Source organism: Salinicoccus halodurans, assembly GCF_900114445.1.
Taxonomy (GTDB): Bacteria; Bacillota; Bacilli; order Staphylococcales; family Salinicoccaceae; genus Salinicoccus; species Salinicoccus halodurans.
Map to the genome: position 1 here is coordinate 436,138 of NZ_FOTB01000001.1, position 15,678 is coordinate 451,815.

At 47.2% G+C, this 15,678-nt stretch carries 14 protein-coding genes and 1 riboswitch; of the genes, 13 read left to right on the plus strand and 1 reads right to left on the minus strand.

Annotation, left to right across the window (positions count from 1 at the left end):
* Window position 1 precedes the first annotated feature (1 nt).
* The 5 genes from BM271_RS02125 to rny all read left to right on the plus strand — a co-directional run bounded on the left by BM271_RS02125 (window position 2) and on the right by rny (window position 5,190).
* Window positions 2-805 carry a DUF3388 domain-containing protein gene (locus tag BM271_RS02125; protein ID WP_046791466.1) on the plus strand — a complete coding sequence of 268 codons (804 nt, stop codon included), beginning with the start codon at window positions 2-4 and terminating at the stop codon, window positions 803-805.
* An 8-nt stretch (window positions 806-813) separates the two neighbouring features.
* A complete protein-coding gene (locus tag BM271_RS02130) occupies window positions 814-1,641 on the plus strand; it encodes a helix-turn-helix domain-containing protein (protein WP_046789994.1) in 828 nt (275 codons plus the stop codon).
* A 4-nt stretch (window positions 1,642-1,645) separates the two neighbouring features.
* Window positions 1,646-2,233 (plus strand): CDP-diacylglycerol--glycerol-3-phosphate 3-phosphatidyltransferase, encoded by a 588-nt coding sequence (gene pgsA / locus BM271_RS02135; protein ID WP_046789995.1) that lies wholly within the window; start codon window positions 1,646-1,648, stop codon window positions 2,231-2,233.
* A 169-nt stretch (window positions 2,234-2,402) separates the two neighbouring features.
* Entirely contained in the window at window positions 2,403-3,464 is a 1,062-nt protein-coding gene (gene recA, locus BM271_RS02140; RefSeq protein ID WP_046789996.1) for a recombinase RecA, read from the plus strand.
* A 166-nt stretch (window positions 3,465-3,630) separates the two neighbouring features.
* Window positions 3,631-5,190: a ribonuclease Y gene (gene rny, locus BM271_RS02145; protein WP_046789997.1), complete on the plus strand. Its 1,560-nt coding sequence runs from the start codon at window positions 3,631-3,633 to the stop codon at window positions 5,188-5,190.
* Between the two features lie 44 nt (window positions 5,191-5,234).
* Here rny and BM271_RS02150 read toward each other — a convergent pair whose 3' ends face one another.
* Complete coding sequence (locus BM271_RS02150; RefSeq protein ID WP_234960372.1) at window positions 5,235-5,456, minus strand: hypothetical protein; 222 nt, start codon at window positions 5,454-5,456, stop codon at window positions 5,235-5,237.
* A 79-nt stretch (window positions 5,457-5,535) separates the two neighbouring features.
* Between BM271_RS02150 and BM271_RS02155 the strand changes: the two genes are divergently transcribed.
* The 8 genes from BM271_RS02155 (at window position 5,536) to BM271_RS02190 (ending at window position 15,649) form a co-directional block, all read left to right on the plus strand.
* Entirely contained in the window at window positions 5,536-6,309 is a 774-nt protein-coding gene (locus tag BM271_RS02155; RefSeq protein WP_046789999.1) for a TIGR00282 family metallophosphoesterase, read from the plus strand.
* Between the two features lie 87 nt (window positions 6,310-6,396).
* Window positions 6,397-8,136, plus strand: a complete 1,740-nt coding sequence (locus tag BM271_RS02160) for a 2-oxoacid:acceptor oxidoreductase subunit alpha (RefSeq protein WP_046790000.1) — start codon at window positions 6,397-6,399, stop codon at window positions 8,134-8,136.
* On the plus strand, window positions 8,136-9,002 hold the full coding sequence (locus BM271_RS02165) for a 2-oxoacid:ferredoxin oxidoreductase subunit beta (RefSeq protein WP_046790001.1): 867 nt from the start codon (window positions 8,136-8,138) through the stop codon (window positions 9,000-9,002). The genes BM271_RS02160 and BM271_RS02165 overlap by 1 nt, the downstream gene beginning before the upstream one ends.
* A 123-nt stretch (window positions 9,003-9,125) precedes the next feature.
* On the plus strand, window positions 9,126-10,847 hold the full coding sequence (locus BM271_RS02170; protein WP_046790002.1) for an ABC transporter ATP-binding protein: 1,722 nt from the start codon (window positions 9,126-9,128) through the stop codon (window positions 10,845-10,847).
* A complete protein-coding gene (locus BM271_RS02175) occupies window positions 10,840-12,666 on the plus strand; it encodes an ABC transporter ATP-binding protein (RefSeq protein ID WP_046790003.1) in 1,827 nt (608 codons plus the stop codon). Before BM271_RS02170 ends, BM271_RS02175 begins: the two co-directional genes overlap by 8 nt.
* Before the next feature lie 51 nt (window positions 12,667-12,717).
* Window positions 12,718-12,810, plus strand: a riboswitch (TPP riboswitch).
* Window positions 12,811-12,873: 63 nt separating this feature from the next.
* Complete coding sequence (locus BM271_RS02180; RefSeq protein WP_046790004.1) at window positions 12,874-13,455, plus strand: ECF transporter S component; 582 nt, start codon at window positions 12,874-12,876, stop codon at window positions 13,453-13,455.
* A 3-nt stretch (window positions 13,456-13,458) separates the two neighbouring features.
* The gene (locus BM271_RS02185; RefSeq protein WP_046790005.1) at window positions 13,459-14,874 is read left to right on the plus strand and encodes an ABC transporter ATP-binding protein; all 1,416 of its coding nucleotides are present in this window, start codon (window positions 13,459-13,461) and stop codon (window positions 14,872-14,874) included.
* Window positions 14,858-15,649, plus strand: a complete 792-nt coding sequence (locus BM271_RS02190; protein WP_046790006.1) for an energy-coupling factor transporter transmembrane component T family protein — start codon at window positions 14,858-14,860, stop codon at window positions 15,647-15,649. The genes BM271_RS02185 and BM271_RS02190 overlap by 17 nt, the downstream gene beginning before the upstream one ends.
* Window positions 15,650-15,678: the final 29 nt, after the last annotated feature.

A 15,678-nucleotide genomic window follows, 5' to 3' on the forward strand; every position in this document is an offset into this window, starting at 1 on the left:
TATGTACCCGGAAAGAAACATCGAACAGTACATGGAATATGAAAATATCAATAACCGTCCCGGACTGCTCGGAGATGTTTCCTCATTGCTCGGCAACCTTGGAATCAGCATCAATACGATTAATGGTGTTGAAAACAGACGGCGGGGACTTCTGGTGCGTACCGATGAACTCAACAAGCTCAGACGCTTCCAGCTGATGAGCAGCTACATCGATGATATCAATATCCTGAAAATAAGAAAACCACAGGTGAGGGACAGACTGGCGGTCAGGCATGGCCGCTTCATCAAGCGTGCAGAAGAGGACAAGAAAGTCTTCCGATTCACCCGTGAAGAAATCGGTATACTGGTTGATTTCCTTGCTGAAATCTTCCAGGAGCCCGGACATCGTCTGATCGGCATCCGGGGGATGCCCCGTGTCGGGAAGACCGAGTCCATCGTTGCAGGGAGTGTCACGGCGAAGAAGAAATGGCTGTTCCTGTCATCGACTTTAATAAAACAGACGGAAAGAACAAGTTTAATAAAAGGGGAGTATAATGACAAGAACGTCTTCATCATCGACGGAGCTGTAACGACAAACTCCACCAAAGAGGAACACACGCACCTGATCAGGGAGATAATGAGTTACCCTGCCATCAAAGTGGTGGAGCATCCTGACCTTTTCATCGAAGGGATGCACTATACACTCGAAGATTTTGACTACATCATCGAACTTCGTGAAGATGAGAACCAGGAAATCACTTATGAAAAACACAAGAAGAAGCACTGGTTCCAGAATGAGGATATGGATTTCTTTGGTGGAATGTAGGAGGTACCATGAAACTCGGAGCATATTTGAAAGATAAACGCGAAAAATCCGGCATAACGCTTAAGGAAATGCAGGAGAAATCCGGCATCAGAAAAGAGATTATAAAACGCATGGAAACCGGCGATTTTAAAACCCTTCCCGATCCGAAGCATACTCGTTTTTTAATTGAACAGTATACGGCAGCGATTGGACTCGACGGCGGGGCGCTGATGGAAAAGCATGCGGATGAAATCCCCGATTCATCAGTGGAAGGCAAAAAACGCCAGCAGAATGATAATGAAGATTACCAGTACTTGAAAAAGGTACTGATCAGTTTCGTCATCATGATCATTGTACTGTTCATAGGATGGATGATTCTGCTGCAGATCGGATCCCAGGCCGGAATATTCACCCAGCAGCCTGTATACGATGTAGGTGAAACAGAAATCGCCGAAGAGGATACTGCCGAGGAGGAGCAAACTGAGGAAACGGCTCAGAATGAAGAGGAAACAGAAGAAGAGCCAACGGAAGAAGCACCTTCAGGAGCAGACTATTCCTTCACGGGCTCTGACGGCAATACACTGTTCTACGACATCAATGTGGATGGTCCGCTTACGATTTCACTGCAGGGTGAGAATGCATCCTGGGTGACACTGTCCGATGATGCAGGCAATACCTATGCCTATGAAGAGCTCTCAGAGGGAGAATTCGAAATCGCCGAAGAAGCAAAAATCCTGTATCTCACACTCGGAAATGCAACAGATTTCAATGTGCAGATCGACGGCCAAACACTTGATGACAGTCAGAGCGGAGATGCAGTCACGGTCTATTACCAATTTAACATAGTAAAGGAGTAAGCTTATGAATATCCCCAATCAATTGACGCTGTTCAGGGTAGTGCTTATTCCCGTATTTCTCGTATTTGCACTCATTGATTTCGGATGGGGCAGCATGTTTTTCCTCGGCGGGGAGGAAATCCGGATTGAGCAATTTACAGCAGCCATCATCTTCATTGTTGCGGCACTGACTGATTTTCTGGATGGCTATCTTGCGAGAAAATGGAATCTGATAACGAACATGGGGAAATTTTTAGACCCGCTTGCAGATAAAGTCCTTGTCACAACCGGTCTGATTGTCCTGGTCGAGTGGCATGTGATTTCATCCTGGATTGCTGTACTGATCATTGCGCGTGAATTTGCAGTGACCGGCCTGCGATTACTCCAGATTGAACAAGGGTATGTAAGTGCTGCAGGACAATTGGGAAAGATAAAAACGACATTCCAGATGATTGCCCTTGTACTGCTCCTGTGCGGTGATATGTTCACTGCATATATGCCATTTTCATTAGGCCTCGCAGCCATGTATATTGCAGTATTTTTCACAGTCCTGTCAGGGCTCGAATATTTCTATAAAGGCAGAGCAGTATTCCTTGATGATAAGGGTAAATGATTTTGGAAGCGGAAAAACACGGTATTCCATTAACAGGACCATTATCCGGACAAAAACAGCAAAAATGCGAACAAGTTGTGGAAAACAGCGTCTGAAAGCGAATATATGTTCGCTTTTTATTTTTATACATGGTATAATAAAGACCGAAAAGAAATGATGGAGGGTTATTATGGACGAGAGACAAAAAGCGATTGATACAGTGATAAAGAATATGGAGAAGTCGTTCGGTAAAGGGGCGGTCATGAAGCTTGGGGATGAGGCGGGCCGTAAAGTATCCGCAGTATCCAGCGGTTCCATTACCCTGGACAATGCACTTGGAGTCGGCGGATATCCCAAAGGCAGAATCATTGAAGTCTACGGTCCGGAATCCTCCGGTAAAACGACAGTTGCCCTTCATGCGATCGCTGCTGTACAAAAGGAAGGCGGTATAGCCGCTTTCATCGATGCAGAACACGCACTTGATCCCGAGTATGCAAAAAATCTCGGTGTTGATATAGAGAACCTTTACCTGTCACAGCCGGATACAGGCGAGCAGGGACTTGAAATAACTGAAGCATTCGTCAGAAGCGGTGCAGTGGATATCGTCGTTGTCGATTCTGTTGCAGCACTGACACCAAGAGCAGAAATTGAAGGTGAGATGGGCGATGCACACGTCGGTCTGCAGGCGCGTCTCATGAGCCAGGCTCTGAGAAAACTTTCCGGAGCCATCTCCAAAAGTAACACGACAGCGATGTTCATCAACCAGATCCGTGAAAAGGTCGGTGTGATGTTCGGTAACCCGGAAACAACACCGGGTGGACGGGCTCTTAAATTCTACAGTTCTGTCCGTCTGGAAGTACGCCGTGCGGAACAGCTGAAACTGGGGCAGGAAATCGTGGGTAACCGGACGAAGATCAAAGTCGTCAAGAATAAGGTTGCACCGCCATTCCGCGTTGCCGAAGTGGACATCATGTACGGTCTGGGGATTTCCAGGACCGGCGAACTCATCGATCTTGGATCGGAACATGAAATCATCCAGAAGAGCGGTGCCTGGTATTCCTACGAGGGGGAACGCCTCGGCCAGGGTAAAGAGAATGTTAAAGAGCATTTGAAAAACAATCCTGAGCTGCTTGCTGAAATTGAAGGGAAACTTAGAAATGCCCTCGGTTTTGGAGAGAAGTCAGAGGAAGAGACCGAAGAAGAGAAGGATAATGAAGCATCTTCAGATTCATTGTTTGAGGACGATAAATAAGCGGCGGTGCGAAACCCCGGAAAAATTATCAGGCACCTGAATGGAAATAGCCCGTTCTGGTGCTTGATTTTATTTACATTTATCTTTAGAATTGGTTATATATAATATTAAGTTCGATCTATATTATATACAACAATAGCTAGAGCCTGTTAGGGAGGTGTTTATTGTGGACATGATAGACATTTTCTTAATCTTGCTTGGCATTATTCTAGGTGTTGTTATCGGATATTTTATCGTCAGAAACACTTTGACTAAACGGCAGCAGGAGGCGCGGACATCCGCAGAGCATATTATTAATGAAGCGGAAAAAGAAGCAGAAAGCCTCAAGAAAGAAAAGCTGCTCGAGGCAAAAGAGGAGAACCAGAATCTCAAAGATGCCTTTGAACGTGATTCCAGTGAAAAACGGGAGGACCTCAAAGCGCAGGAATCCAGACTTCTCCAAAGGGAACAGACACTTGACCGTAAAAGTGAAGTTCTGGATAAAAAGGATGAAGCACTGGAGAGCAAAGAAGCCAAAATTGAAGAAAAACAGCAAATGGTTGATGCCGAGGATCAGAAGATTAAAGAAATAATCAGTCGGCAAGAAGAAGAATTATCCCGCATCTCCGGACTCACGCGTGATGAAGCACGTAATGAAATCTTCACTGAAGTGGAGAGAGAACTGTCACATGATATGGCCGTAATGGTGAAAGAGAAAGAAGATCAAATGAAACTTGAAGTGGATAAGAAAGCGAAAGAACTGCTCGCTGTAACGGCACAGCGCTATGCGGCCGAGTACACGAGCGAATCCACAGTATCTGTTGTAAATCTTCCAAATGATGAGATGAAAGGCCGGATCATAGGCAGGGAAGGTCGTAATATACGCACCCTTGAAACATTGACAGGTGTTGACCTGATCATTGATGATACGCCTGAGGCAGTCATACTCTCAGGTTTCGATCCAATCCGCCGCGCCATTGCCAAAAATGCTCTGGAAGCATTGGTACAGGATGGAAGAATCCATCCCGGACGCATCGAAGAAATGGTGGATAAGGCGAAACGCAATATGGAAGCGGATATCAGGGATGCCGGTGAAGCTGCGGCATTTGAACTGGATATCCACAATCTCCATCCCGAGCTTGTCAAACATCTCGGTAAAATGAAATACCGTTTGAGCTACGGCCAAAATGTATTGAAACACTCTGTCGAGGTCGGTTATCTGGCCGGCATGCTCGCAAGTGAACTTGGAGAGGATGTACAGCTTGCCAGACGTGCAGGATTGCTGCATGATATCGGCAAAGCGATTGACCATGAAGTTGAGGGCAGTCATGTTGAAATCGGCGTTGAACTTGCGAAACGTTATAAAGAACATCCGACAGTCATCAATGCGATCCATTCGCACCATGGTGATGTAGAACCGACAAGCATCATTTCGATTATTGTAGCAGCGGCTGACGCACTCAGTGCAGCAAGGCCGGGCGCAAGACGGGAGACGCTTGAAAATTATGTGAAACGTCTTGAAAGACTTGAATCGATCGCCGAAGGCTATGAAGGTGTTGAGAAAACATTTGCGATTCAGGCAGGGCGCGAAATCCGTGTAATGGTTAAACCGGATGAACTGGATGACCTCAGTGCACATAGACTGGCAAGAGATATTAAGAAACAGGTTGAAGATGAACTGCAGTATCCTGGACACATTAAAGTGACAGTGGTCCGAGAGATGAGGGCAGTAGAATATGCCAAATAGAAAAACCAGCAGGAATGCCTGCTGGTTTTCTTATTTTTCATTCTTTAAATATGAATTTCTATATCTCTGATATTTTTGAAAGCTTCACTTGTTTCCTGCGTGTTATTGGAGAAGCGTTCGTATTTTTCAGCAAGCTTGTATGCGCTGAGGTAGAGTTCAAGGCTGTCTTTAGCCTTGTCTTCGATGGATTCACTCTCAGAAGGATTGGCCATTAATGTCAATTTAGCGAATTCCCTGGGATCGATGGATAAAGTCAAATTATTCACTCCTAATTAATTTATAGGTAATAGATACCCCAAAGCGTGTATAATAAAACATGAAATCACAAAAAGAGGATGAAATTTAATGCGTATTTTATTTATTGGGGACATTGTCGGCAAAGTCGGCAGAAGGATGCTGGGTGAACATCTGATGAATCTGAAAAAAGAACATGGTGCTCAGATCGCAATCGTGAACGGGGAGAATGCCGCACATGGTAAAGGGATTACCGAACGTATTTATAAAGAGCTCCTGAGCTATGGTGCTGACTTTATTACACTCGGCAATCATACGTTTGCCAAACGGGAAATCTATGATGTGCTGGATCAGAATGTGAGAATGATCCGTCCGGCAAACTATCCGGATGGTGCGCCCGGAAAAGGCCACGGGGTCGTCAACGTAAACGGTGAAAAGCTGCTGATCTTGAATCTGCAGGGAAGAAGCTTCATGCCTGCAATCGACTGCCCGTTCAGAAAAGCGGATTCAATATTAGCAGACGTTGATGCAGATACGGTATTTGTGGATTTCCACAGTGAAACGACGAGTGAGAGCCTTGCGATGGGCCATTATCTGGACGGCAGGGCGGATGCGGTCGTCGGGACACACACCCATGTCCAAACAAATGACGAGCAGGTGCTCCCGAACAAGACGAAATACATTACTGACGTCGGCATGACTGGTTTCAAGGACGGTATTCTCGGCATCCGCAAAGAAGAGGTAATCGACCGGTTTCTCCATCAGCTGCCCGTGAGGCACAATGTTCCGGAAGAGGGTGCAGGCATCCTCTCCGGAGTCATCATTGATACGAAATCCAATAAAATAGACAAGATAAGAATAGAGGAAAAGAAGGCTAGGCCGTAGGACTGATTTTGTGTGAATCTATACACTGATTATCGAAAAACTGCCTCGATTCTGATATATTAACATAAGGACAAGGAGGCAATATGTATGAAAGAACAATTGTCATGGAAAGTCGGTGGCCAGCAGGGCGAGGGAATTGAATCGACAGGTGAGATATTTTCCACAACTCTCAACAGGATGGGGTACCATCTGTACAGCTACAGACATTTCTCAAGCCGTATCAAAGGCGGCCACACTAACAATAATGTAAGAATTTCTGCCAAAGAAGTAAGGGCAGTGAGTGATAATATCAATATTCTGGTCGCATTCGACCAGCAGACAATAGATTTGAATGCGCATGAACTGGTGAACGGCGGCATCATCATTGCAGACAGCAAATTCAATCCGTCCAAAGATGACGATCTGGATGTCCAGCTCGTTCCGATACCTTTCACGGAGACTGCCAAAAATTTAGGCAGCCAGCTGATGAAGAACATGGTGGCAATCGGTGCAAGTGCCCGTCTGATGAACCTCGAAATACAGCCGTTCCGGGATATGATATATACGATGTTCATCCGTAAAGGGGAGCAGATCGTAGAAAACAACAACGAAGCCCTGAAACAGGGATATCAGCTGATGGATCAGGAAATGACGCATATTGAAGGAGATTTCGAAATGGTGCCGTCCGGACAGGAAGAGCGTCTGTTCCTGATTGGCAATGATGCGATCAGCTTTGGTGCATTGAATGCAGGTGTCCGTTTTATGGCGGCATACCCGATTACACCGGCAAGTGAAATCATGGAATACATGATTGAAAATCTGCCGAAGGTAGGCGGCACCGTCATCCAGACAGAAGATGAAATCTCAGCAGTGACCATGGCCATCGGTTCCAACTATGCAGGTGCGCGCAGTTTCACCTCATCTGCAGGACCGGGATTGTCACTGATGATGGAATCCATCGGTCTTTCAGGGATGACTGAAACACCGCTCGTCATTGTCGATACAATGCGCGGCGGTCCTTCCACAGGACTGCCGACGAAACAGGAACAGTCTGATCTGATGCAGATGATATATGGTACACATGGTGATATTCCAAAAGTCGTACTTGCTCCGTCAGACGTTGAAGATGCTTTCTATGCGACAATTGAAGCATTCAATATTGCAGAGTATTACCAGGTTCCGGTTATTTTGCTTTCCGACCTGCAGATGTCCCTTGGAAAACAGTCCTCCCGGCCCTTCGATCCGTCACATGTCGATATCAACAGAGGCAAGACGATCACAGAGGACATGGACCGCGACGAAGCCGAGTATTTCGAACGCTATAGTAACGAAGAAGATGGTATTTCGAACCGGCCGATTCCTGGTGTCAAAGGTGGAATCCACCACGTCACGGGGGTTGAACACAGTCCGACAGGCACACCGAATGAAAGTGCGGAAAACCGTCAGGTACAGATGGATAAAAGGATGAGGAAGCTCAAAGACTTTACGATGGACGAACCATTTAAAGTGAACGGGAACGTTGAAAGCGAACTTCTGATCATCAGCTTCCTCAGCGTGAACGGTGTCGTTCAGGAAGCAGCTGAACGTCTGGATGCAGATATTACGACAATCAGCCTTAAACAGATCCATCCATTCCCGATTGATGCACTCCGCCCATACCTCGATGGTGCAGGCGGGATACTTGTCATAGAACAGAACTACAGTGCACAGCTGAACAGTGTGCTGAAAATGAACTACCACGGACACGACCGTATCAAGTCGTATGTCAAATATGACGGTACGCCTTTTAAGCCGAATGAAATTGAGACTCACATGAGTTCAATTCTAAAGATCAAGGAAGTGTTGTAATGGCTACATTCAAAGATTTCAGAAATAATATAAAGCCGAACTGGTGTCCAGGCTGCGGCGACTTCAGTGTCCAGGCTGCCATTCAGAAAGCATGTGCCGCCAACGGTCTTGAACCGGATGAACTCGCGGTAATTACAGGTATCGGATGCAGCGGACGTTTGAGTGGTTACATCAAATCCTATGGATTCCACGCCACTCATGGACGCAGTCTGCCGGTGGCACAGGGTGTCAAGATGGCGAACGATGAACTTACAGTCATCGCCTCCGGTGGTGACGGCGACGGCTTTGCGATTGGTATGGGACATACAGTCCATGCGCTTAAAAGAAACATTGATATTACTTATATCGTGATGGACAACCAGGTCTACGGTCTGACAAAAGGACAGACTTCCCCTTCATCGGAAAAAGGGTTTGTCACAAAATCCACACCGAACGGTTCCATCGAGAACGCCATCCAGCCGATCAGGACGGCAATGGCAAGCGGTGCGACTTTCGTAGCGCAAAGCGTAAGCTCCGATATCAAACAGCTCACTGCCATCATACAGGAAGCGATGAACCATAAAGGTTTCAGTTTCGTCAACGTCTTCAGTCCGTGTGTGACCTACAACAAAGTCAACACATACGACTGGTTCAAAGAAAACCTGACGGCAGTGGAGGATATCGAAGATTATGACCATACAGATTCCAAAACTGCCATGAATCATATTATGGAACATGAAGGCCTGCTGAAAGGCATCATATATCAGGATAAAGAAGCAAAATCCTATCAGGAACAAATAGAGGGCTATCTTGAGAAACCGACAGTCAAAAAAGAAATGACTCTTGAGAGGGAAACATTCGATGAACTGATGACTGCATTCAGATAAAATATTGTACATCTCCGGTGAGACAGTACCGGGGGTGTATTTTTTTATTTCTGTATCAAAAATGTTTGAATTGTGTCATAATTGAGATAATACTTCGGTAACCGAAAGAAGTGGGTGGAACGATTGCTTACAGTATATAAATATGCTTTAAAGTACAAATGGTTCATCATTGTTGCACTGTCCTTCATGACCATAGAATTGATTGTGGAACTGACGCAGCCTTATTTGATCTCCAAAGTCATCGATGATGGGATTGTGGCAGGCGACATCAACACTGTCTGGTTTTATCTGCTGGTGATGTTTCTAATCAGTATGGCTGCATTTTTCAGTGGGGTCGCCAACTCATATTTTGCGAGCCATATCGCCAACAGTTTCAGCTATGATCTGAGAACGGCACTTTTCAAAAGAGTACAGTACTTTACGCTGGCCACTCTTTCAAAATTCCCGACCTCGAGCTTGATTACACGGATGACACAGGACGTCCTGCAGACAGAAATGCTTTTGTATATGTCACTCAGGATCGTTCTGCGTGCGCCTCTGCTCGTCATCGGTTCACTGATCATGTCCTTCGTGGTCAATCCGACACTCGGTTTTTATCTATCGTTTCTGACGCCTGTACTGCTTGTCTTCTTGTTTATCATCTCCACTAAAGGCGTCAAAATATTTCTGCGCGTTCAAAAACGTCTGGATAAGATCAACCGTTTCATCCAGCAGAATCTGGAAGGAGTCAGGCTGATCAAGGCCAACGACAGGGGACTTTTTGAAATCGGCAGATTCCAAAAAGTTGCCGGCAGGCTGAGGGATGACACGATTTATGCATTGAGACTGATGGAGTCCATCATGCCGGTACTGCTTCTCATCATCAACGGCAGCCTGCTCGTGGTGATTTGGATGGCATCCGATCTGCTGCAGGCGGGTGATGTGCAGGTCGGGGAAATCGTCGCAGTCATCAACTATGCTCTCAGAATGCAGGGCGGCTTTTCCATGTTCGCTTTCATTATCATAGCGTTCAGCCGGTCCAAAGCCTCGAGTGAACGTATGGAGGAAGTCCTGAAGGCGCCGATCAGCATCAATAAGAAAGAAGATATACTGAAAGAGGACAAGGCTGGGACGGTGAAATTTGAAAATGTATCATTCAGATATCCGGGCACATCCAGATATGTTCTTGAAGGGATTACGTTCGATGTGAAAGCGAATGAAAAATTCGTCATCATGGGCGGCACGGGTTCCGGTAAAAGCACACTGCTCAGTCTGATTCCGAAAATGTATGATGTCAAAGAGGGTAATATTTATGTCAATGATATCGACCTCGCGGAATGGAATGAGGATGATCTGAGACAGACGATCGGTTATGTGCCCCAGTCCGCGGTATTATTCTCCGGGAGCATCTACGAAAATCTGCTCTGGGGCGATCTTGAAGCGGATGAATCTGAAGTTTTCACTTCCACTGAGAAAGCCCAGATCCATCAATCAATAGAATCGTTCGATCACCGGTATGAAACAATGGTCGGGCAGCGGGGCGTCACTCTATCCGGCGGACAGAAACAAAGATTGTCCATCGCTCGTGCACTGGTCAGAAAACCTTCCATACTGATTCTGGACGACAGTACTTCAGCGCTTGATATACGGACTGAATCTGCTCTATGGGAAGCACTGAAGGATGAAAATGCAACGCGCATCATCGTGACGCAGAAAGTGGTCACAGCGAAAACGGCTGATCGGGTGCTTCTTCTTGAGGGCGGGAAGATCAGTGCCATCGGTTCACACGATGAACTGATGGAAGCATCCGGTTTATACCGTTCGATAGTGGAATCGCAGATGGAAGGAGGGCATCTCGATGATTGATTTTATCAGAAGGCCTTTCGGCCATGAACCCATATTGAAGAAAGAGGATATCGGACGCAGTAAACGCAAGGAGGACCAGCGTGCTAATGACGTAGGCGGAACGCTCCGGCGTCTGTGGAAGTTTATATCGGAAGAACGGAAATTACTGTACGGGATCATCATACTGGTGACGCTGACCAGTCTCCTCAGCATCACTGCACCGTTTCTGGTCGGATATATTGTGGATAACTACTTTGTCCAGCAGAGGTTTGACGGGCTGTTCAGGATTTTAATGATTCTGCTTGCGACATATGTGCTGCTGTCGGCGACACAGTATATTGCGGCCTTTCTTATGGTGGGCCTCTCACAGAGAACCGTCTACAAACTCAGAGATAGACTGTTTTCCCATATGCAGAAACTGCCCATCCGCTTCTTTGATAAGCGCCAGCACGGCGAACTGATGAGCCGGATGACAAATGATATTGAAACGATATCCCAGACCCTCAATACGTCTTTCATCCAGTTCACAACGAGTGTCGTCACACTTATCGGGACAGTCAGTGTCATGATCTATCTCAGCCCCCTGCTTACGTTGCTTACAGTGACGATCATCCCGGTTCTCATACTGGCAGTCGGTTTCATTACACGCCGTACCGGCCCTTTGTATAAGAGGCGCCAGCGTGCAACAGGTGAATTGAACGGATATATTGAAGAGATGGTGTCCGGTCAGGAGATTGTCAAAGTGTTTTCACAGGAAGAGACAGCGATTAAAAATTTCAACAAACGTGCAGGAAATCTGAGGGACATCACTTTCTGGGCCTTCCTGTATGCCGGTCTGATCCCCAAAGTCATGAACATGCTCAACAACATCAGCTTTACGATTGTTGCCGGTGCCGGCGGGCTTCTGGTGTTCTACACCGACGGCATGGTAACAATCGGGACGATTGTGGTGTTTGCAGAATATGCCAGACAATTTACCCGTCCGCTTGCCGATCTTTCCAATCAGTTCAACCAGGTACTGTCGGCACTTGCCGGTGCGGAGCGTGTATTCGGCATCATCGATACTGAGCCGGAAGCCGATGCAGGCAGGATTGAAGATAAAGAGATCAAAGGTGAAATCAAGTTTGACGAAGTGACTTTTTCCTATGATGAAAGTCAGCAGTTTCCTACGATCAGTAATCTCAGCTTTGAAATCGGGGAAGGTGAATCTGTAGCGCTCATCGGTGCAACAGGTGCTGGCAAGACGACGGTGATGCAGCTGATTGCGAGATTTTACGAGACCGATGCGGGAAGAGTGCTGATCGACGGCGCGGATATATTGGACTATAAACGGGCCACCATACGTTCCCAGACGGCATTCGTACTGCAGGATCCTTATCTGTTCGAGTCTACGATACGGGAGAACATCCGTTACGGAAAACTCGATGCCACAGACGTGGCTGTCGTCGAAGCGGCAAAACTTGCCAACGCCCACGACTTCATCATGGAACTCGAGAATGGTTACGATACGATGCTTGAGATGGATGATGGGTTCGTCTCTCAGGGACAGAAACAGCTGATATCCATCGCGCGTGCGTTGATTACAGACCCCGCGATACTGCTGCTGGACGAAGCGACGAGCAGCATCGATACCGTGACGGAGCTCAAGATACAGGAAGCACTTGAGAGGCTGATGAAAGACCGGACAAGCATCATCATAGCGCACCGTCTGAACACAATCAGGGCAGTCGACCGGATTTTTGTACTGGACCAGGGCGAACTTGTCGAGAGCGGCAGCGAAGATGAACTCATGGCGCTCGGAGGACGGTACTCTCAGATGATTTCTGATAACAGGCGGTAGGCTTTACAAAACCCGCCATATGTATTATGATGGTATTAATCGAATAAAAGACATTACCACTAGGGGTGTCCATCCGTGGACTGAGATTTACCCTTACTACCTGATCTAGATCATACTAGCGTAGGGAAGTGGCATATTTTTCAATATGCACACCACTCCGCTAGTGGTGTGTTTTTTGTTTGAAAAATATTATTGGAGGTTTTTTATTTGGCGGCGAGGAAAGGGTTAACACTTACGGATGTGCTGATTACAGTGGTAATCGCACTGGTATTTTCAATTATCTATTCAATTTGGGGCGGAGTGTACACAGCACTTCAGCCGTTTGGATTACATCTGAATGAACTGGTATACGGTATGTGGTTCATCGCAGCGGTCGTTGCCTATCTCATCATCAGAAAACCGGGGGTCGCAATCATTGCAGAATTTGCGGCCGCTTCCGGAGAGACGATTGTCTTGTTGCAGTTCGATGTCATGCTCATGCTGTACGGCCTCATTCAGGGATTAGCATGTGAAATCGTGTTTGCAATTGTAAGATATAAAAGCACCGCATTGATGGTTGCAGTGCTGGCGGGCGTGGCAGCAGCATTGTCCACGCTGCCGCTTGACTGGTACTACGGTTATCTCGGTCACTTGGAAACGTGGAATCTTGTGCTGATGGTCGGCTTCAGGGTATTGAGTGGTGCACTGATCGCCGGCTGGCTGGCACATCTGCTGTATAGAGGATTAAAAGAGACCGGGGTGCTCAAACTTGTGGGCAGCCGCGAAGCGAACCACAGCGGGGAATTATAGGTCATGGTCATAAATATTAAAGATCTGAGGCTCCGTTTTCCGGAAGAAGAGGAGCGCCTGTTTGCCGGGCTTGACATCAGGATACAGGAAGGTGAAAAAGTTCTGCTGCTCGGTCCGAGCGGTTCGGGTAAAAGTACGCTGCTCAATATCATGGGCGGTCTGATTCCGGAAGTTATCGATGTTCCCATGAAAGCCGAAACTCTGAAAATATCGGATGACGGGGCATACGTTTTCCAGGACCCGGATTCACAGTTTACGATGCCGACAGTCGGTGAAGAGCTCGGTTTTGTACTGGAGAATAAAGGCGTGGAAAAAGCAGAAATGGAGCGCCGGTTCCCGGATGTCCTGAAGGCCGTCGGTCTCGATGTGTCCCTTGAGACAGGCATCCAGTCACTGTCCGGGGGCATGAAGCAGAAGCTTGCGATCGCATCCGCTCTGCTGCAGGGTTCCGATACGCTGTACCTCGATGAGCCGGCAAGCATGCTGGATGATGGCTCTGCCAGGCAGGTATGGGATACGGTCGAAAGCATATGGAAAGACCGCACCGTCGTAATCGTCGAACACAGGGTGGATTATATATGGGATAAGGTCGACAGGGTGATTCTCATGGATGCTTCAGGCGGCATCGCCGGCGACGGGACGCCCGAAGATATACTCACGGATCATCTGGATCTACTTGAAGGATTTGGCGTCTGGCACCCCCGTTCATGGGACGCGGCTCCGGTATTTGAAAGAACTGAAACTTCAGAGGAAAACCTGCTGAAGGCGGAAGGTATGAACATCCGGCGGGGTAAAGACGACATCCTGAAAGTGGAAGACCTGAAAATAAGAAAAGGTGAATGGGTGACCATCGAAGGTGCCAACGGCACAGGCAAGACCAGTCTGCTGCTGGCGCTGATGAAACTCATTCCATCGGCCGGTGATGTTTATTACCGCGGAAAGAAAATCAGGAAGACAAAGCAGATTGCAGGGGATGTATATCCCGTGTTCCAAAATCCCGAGCTGCAGTTTATCACCAACAAAGTTTTTGATGAAGTATTCATCAATCTTGAAATGCACTTTGACAAGACAGAGGCGATGCGGCAGACAGGAAAGATACTGGAAAGAATGGGGCTGTCCCATGTGTCGCATCTGCATCCTCTTGAAATATCGACCGGACAGAAGCGCCGTCTGAGTGTAGCCACCGCTTTTGGCGGCGTGCCGGAAATCATCATGCTGGATGAACCGACTTTCGGCCTTGATCAGAAACATGCGTTCAGGCTGCTTGAAATATTCGACGGAATGACAAAGTCCGGCACAACGATCGTCATGATCACCCATGATGAAGAGATCAAAAAACGGTATCCGTCAAGGCGGCTGCTGCTGGATGGTGGAATATTAAAGGAAAAGGAGGGAATGACTGATGTTCGGGTCCATTAAGAAATATGAGACTTTTGCCGATCGTTCCAATCCGATCACCAAGATATTCATGGCGGTCATCCTTTTCATCACAGTCGTTTTCATCCATAATCCAAACTATCTGTTTCATCTTTCCATCATCATGATGCTTGCGATGATTGTTTTATCCGGGGTGAAATTCAGGTATTTGGCGGCATTGCTTTGTTTCATCCTGCTGATCGGCTTCATTTCGAGCCTTTACATGATATTCTACGGTGAAGGAACGACGACACTGTACAGGCTCGGAATCATCCACATTACGGAGGAAAGTTTCGTGCGCGGCATCCATATCATGATGCGCGGCCTGGTTCTGTCATTCTTCGGGGCAACCGTCATCTTTACAACCCGGATTACAGATGTATTCTACAGCCTGATGCAGCAGCTGAAACTGAAGCCGAAATATGCCTATTCGTTCATGGCTGCGGTGCGGATGGTACCGATCATCGCATCTGAGTATATGGCATTGAGACAGGCCAGGAAAGTCAGAAGGGCACTTATCGATAAAAAATATGTGTCGGGCTTGAAAGGGTTCAGGACGGCAGTCATTACGCTGCTCAGCCAGAGCATAAGGCGCGCATACCGGCTTGGAATCGCAATGGAGGCAAAAGGTTTTGATGATGGTCCGAGGACGTACTACCATAAAACTTCATTTTCACTGTCGGATGTCTTCCTCATCCTCTTGACTGCCGCATGCATTTATACAGCCATCCAGCTCGGCCAGACAGCCGCACCATTTGCGAGCACGGATGCAAGATAGTCATTTTGGTCAAATGGCTTTGAAATATG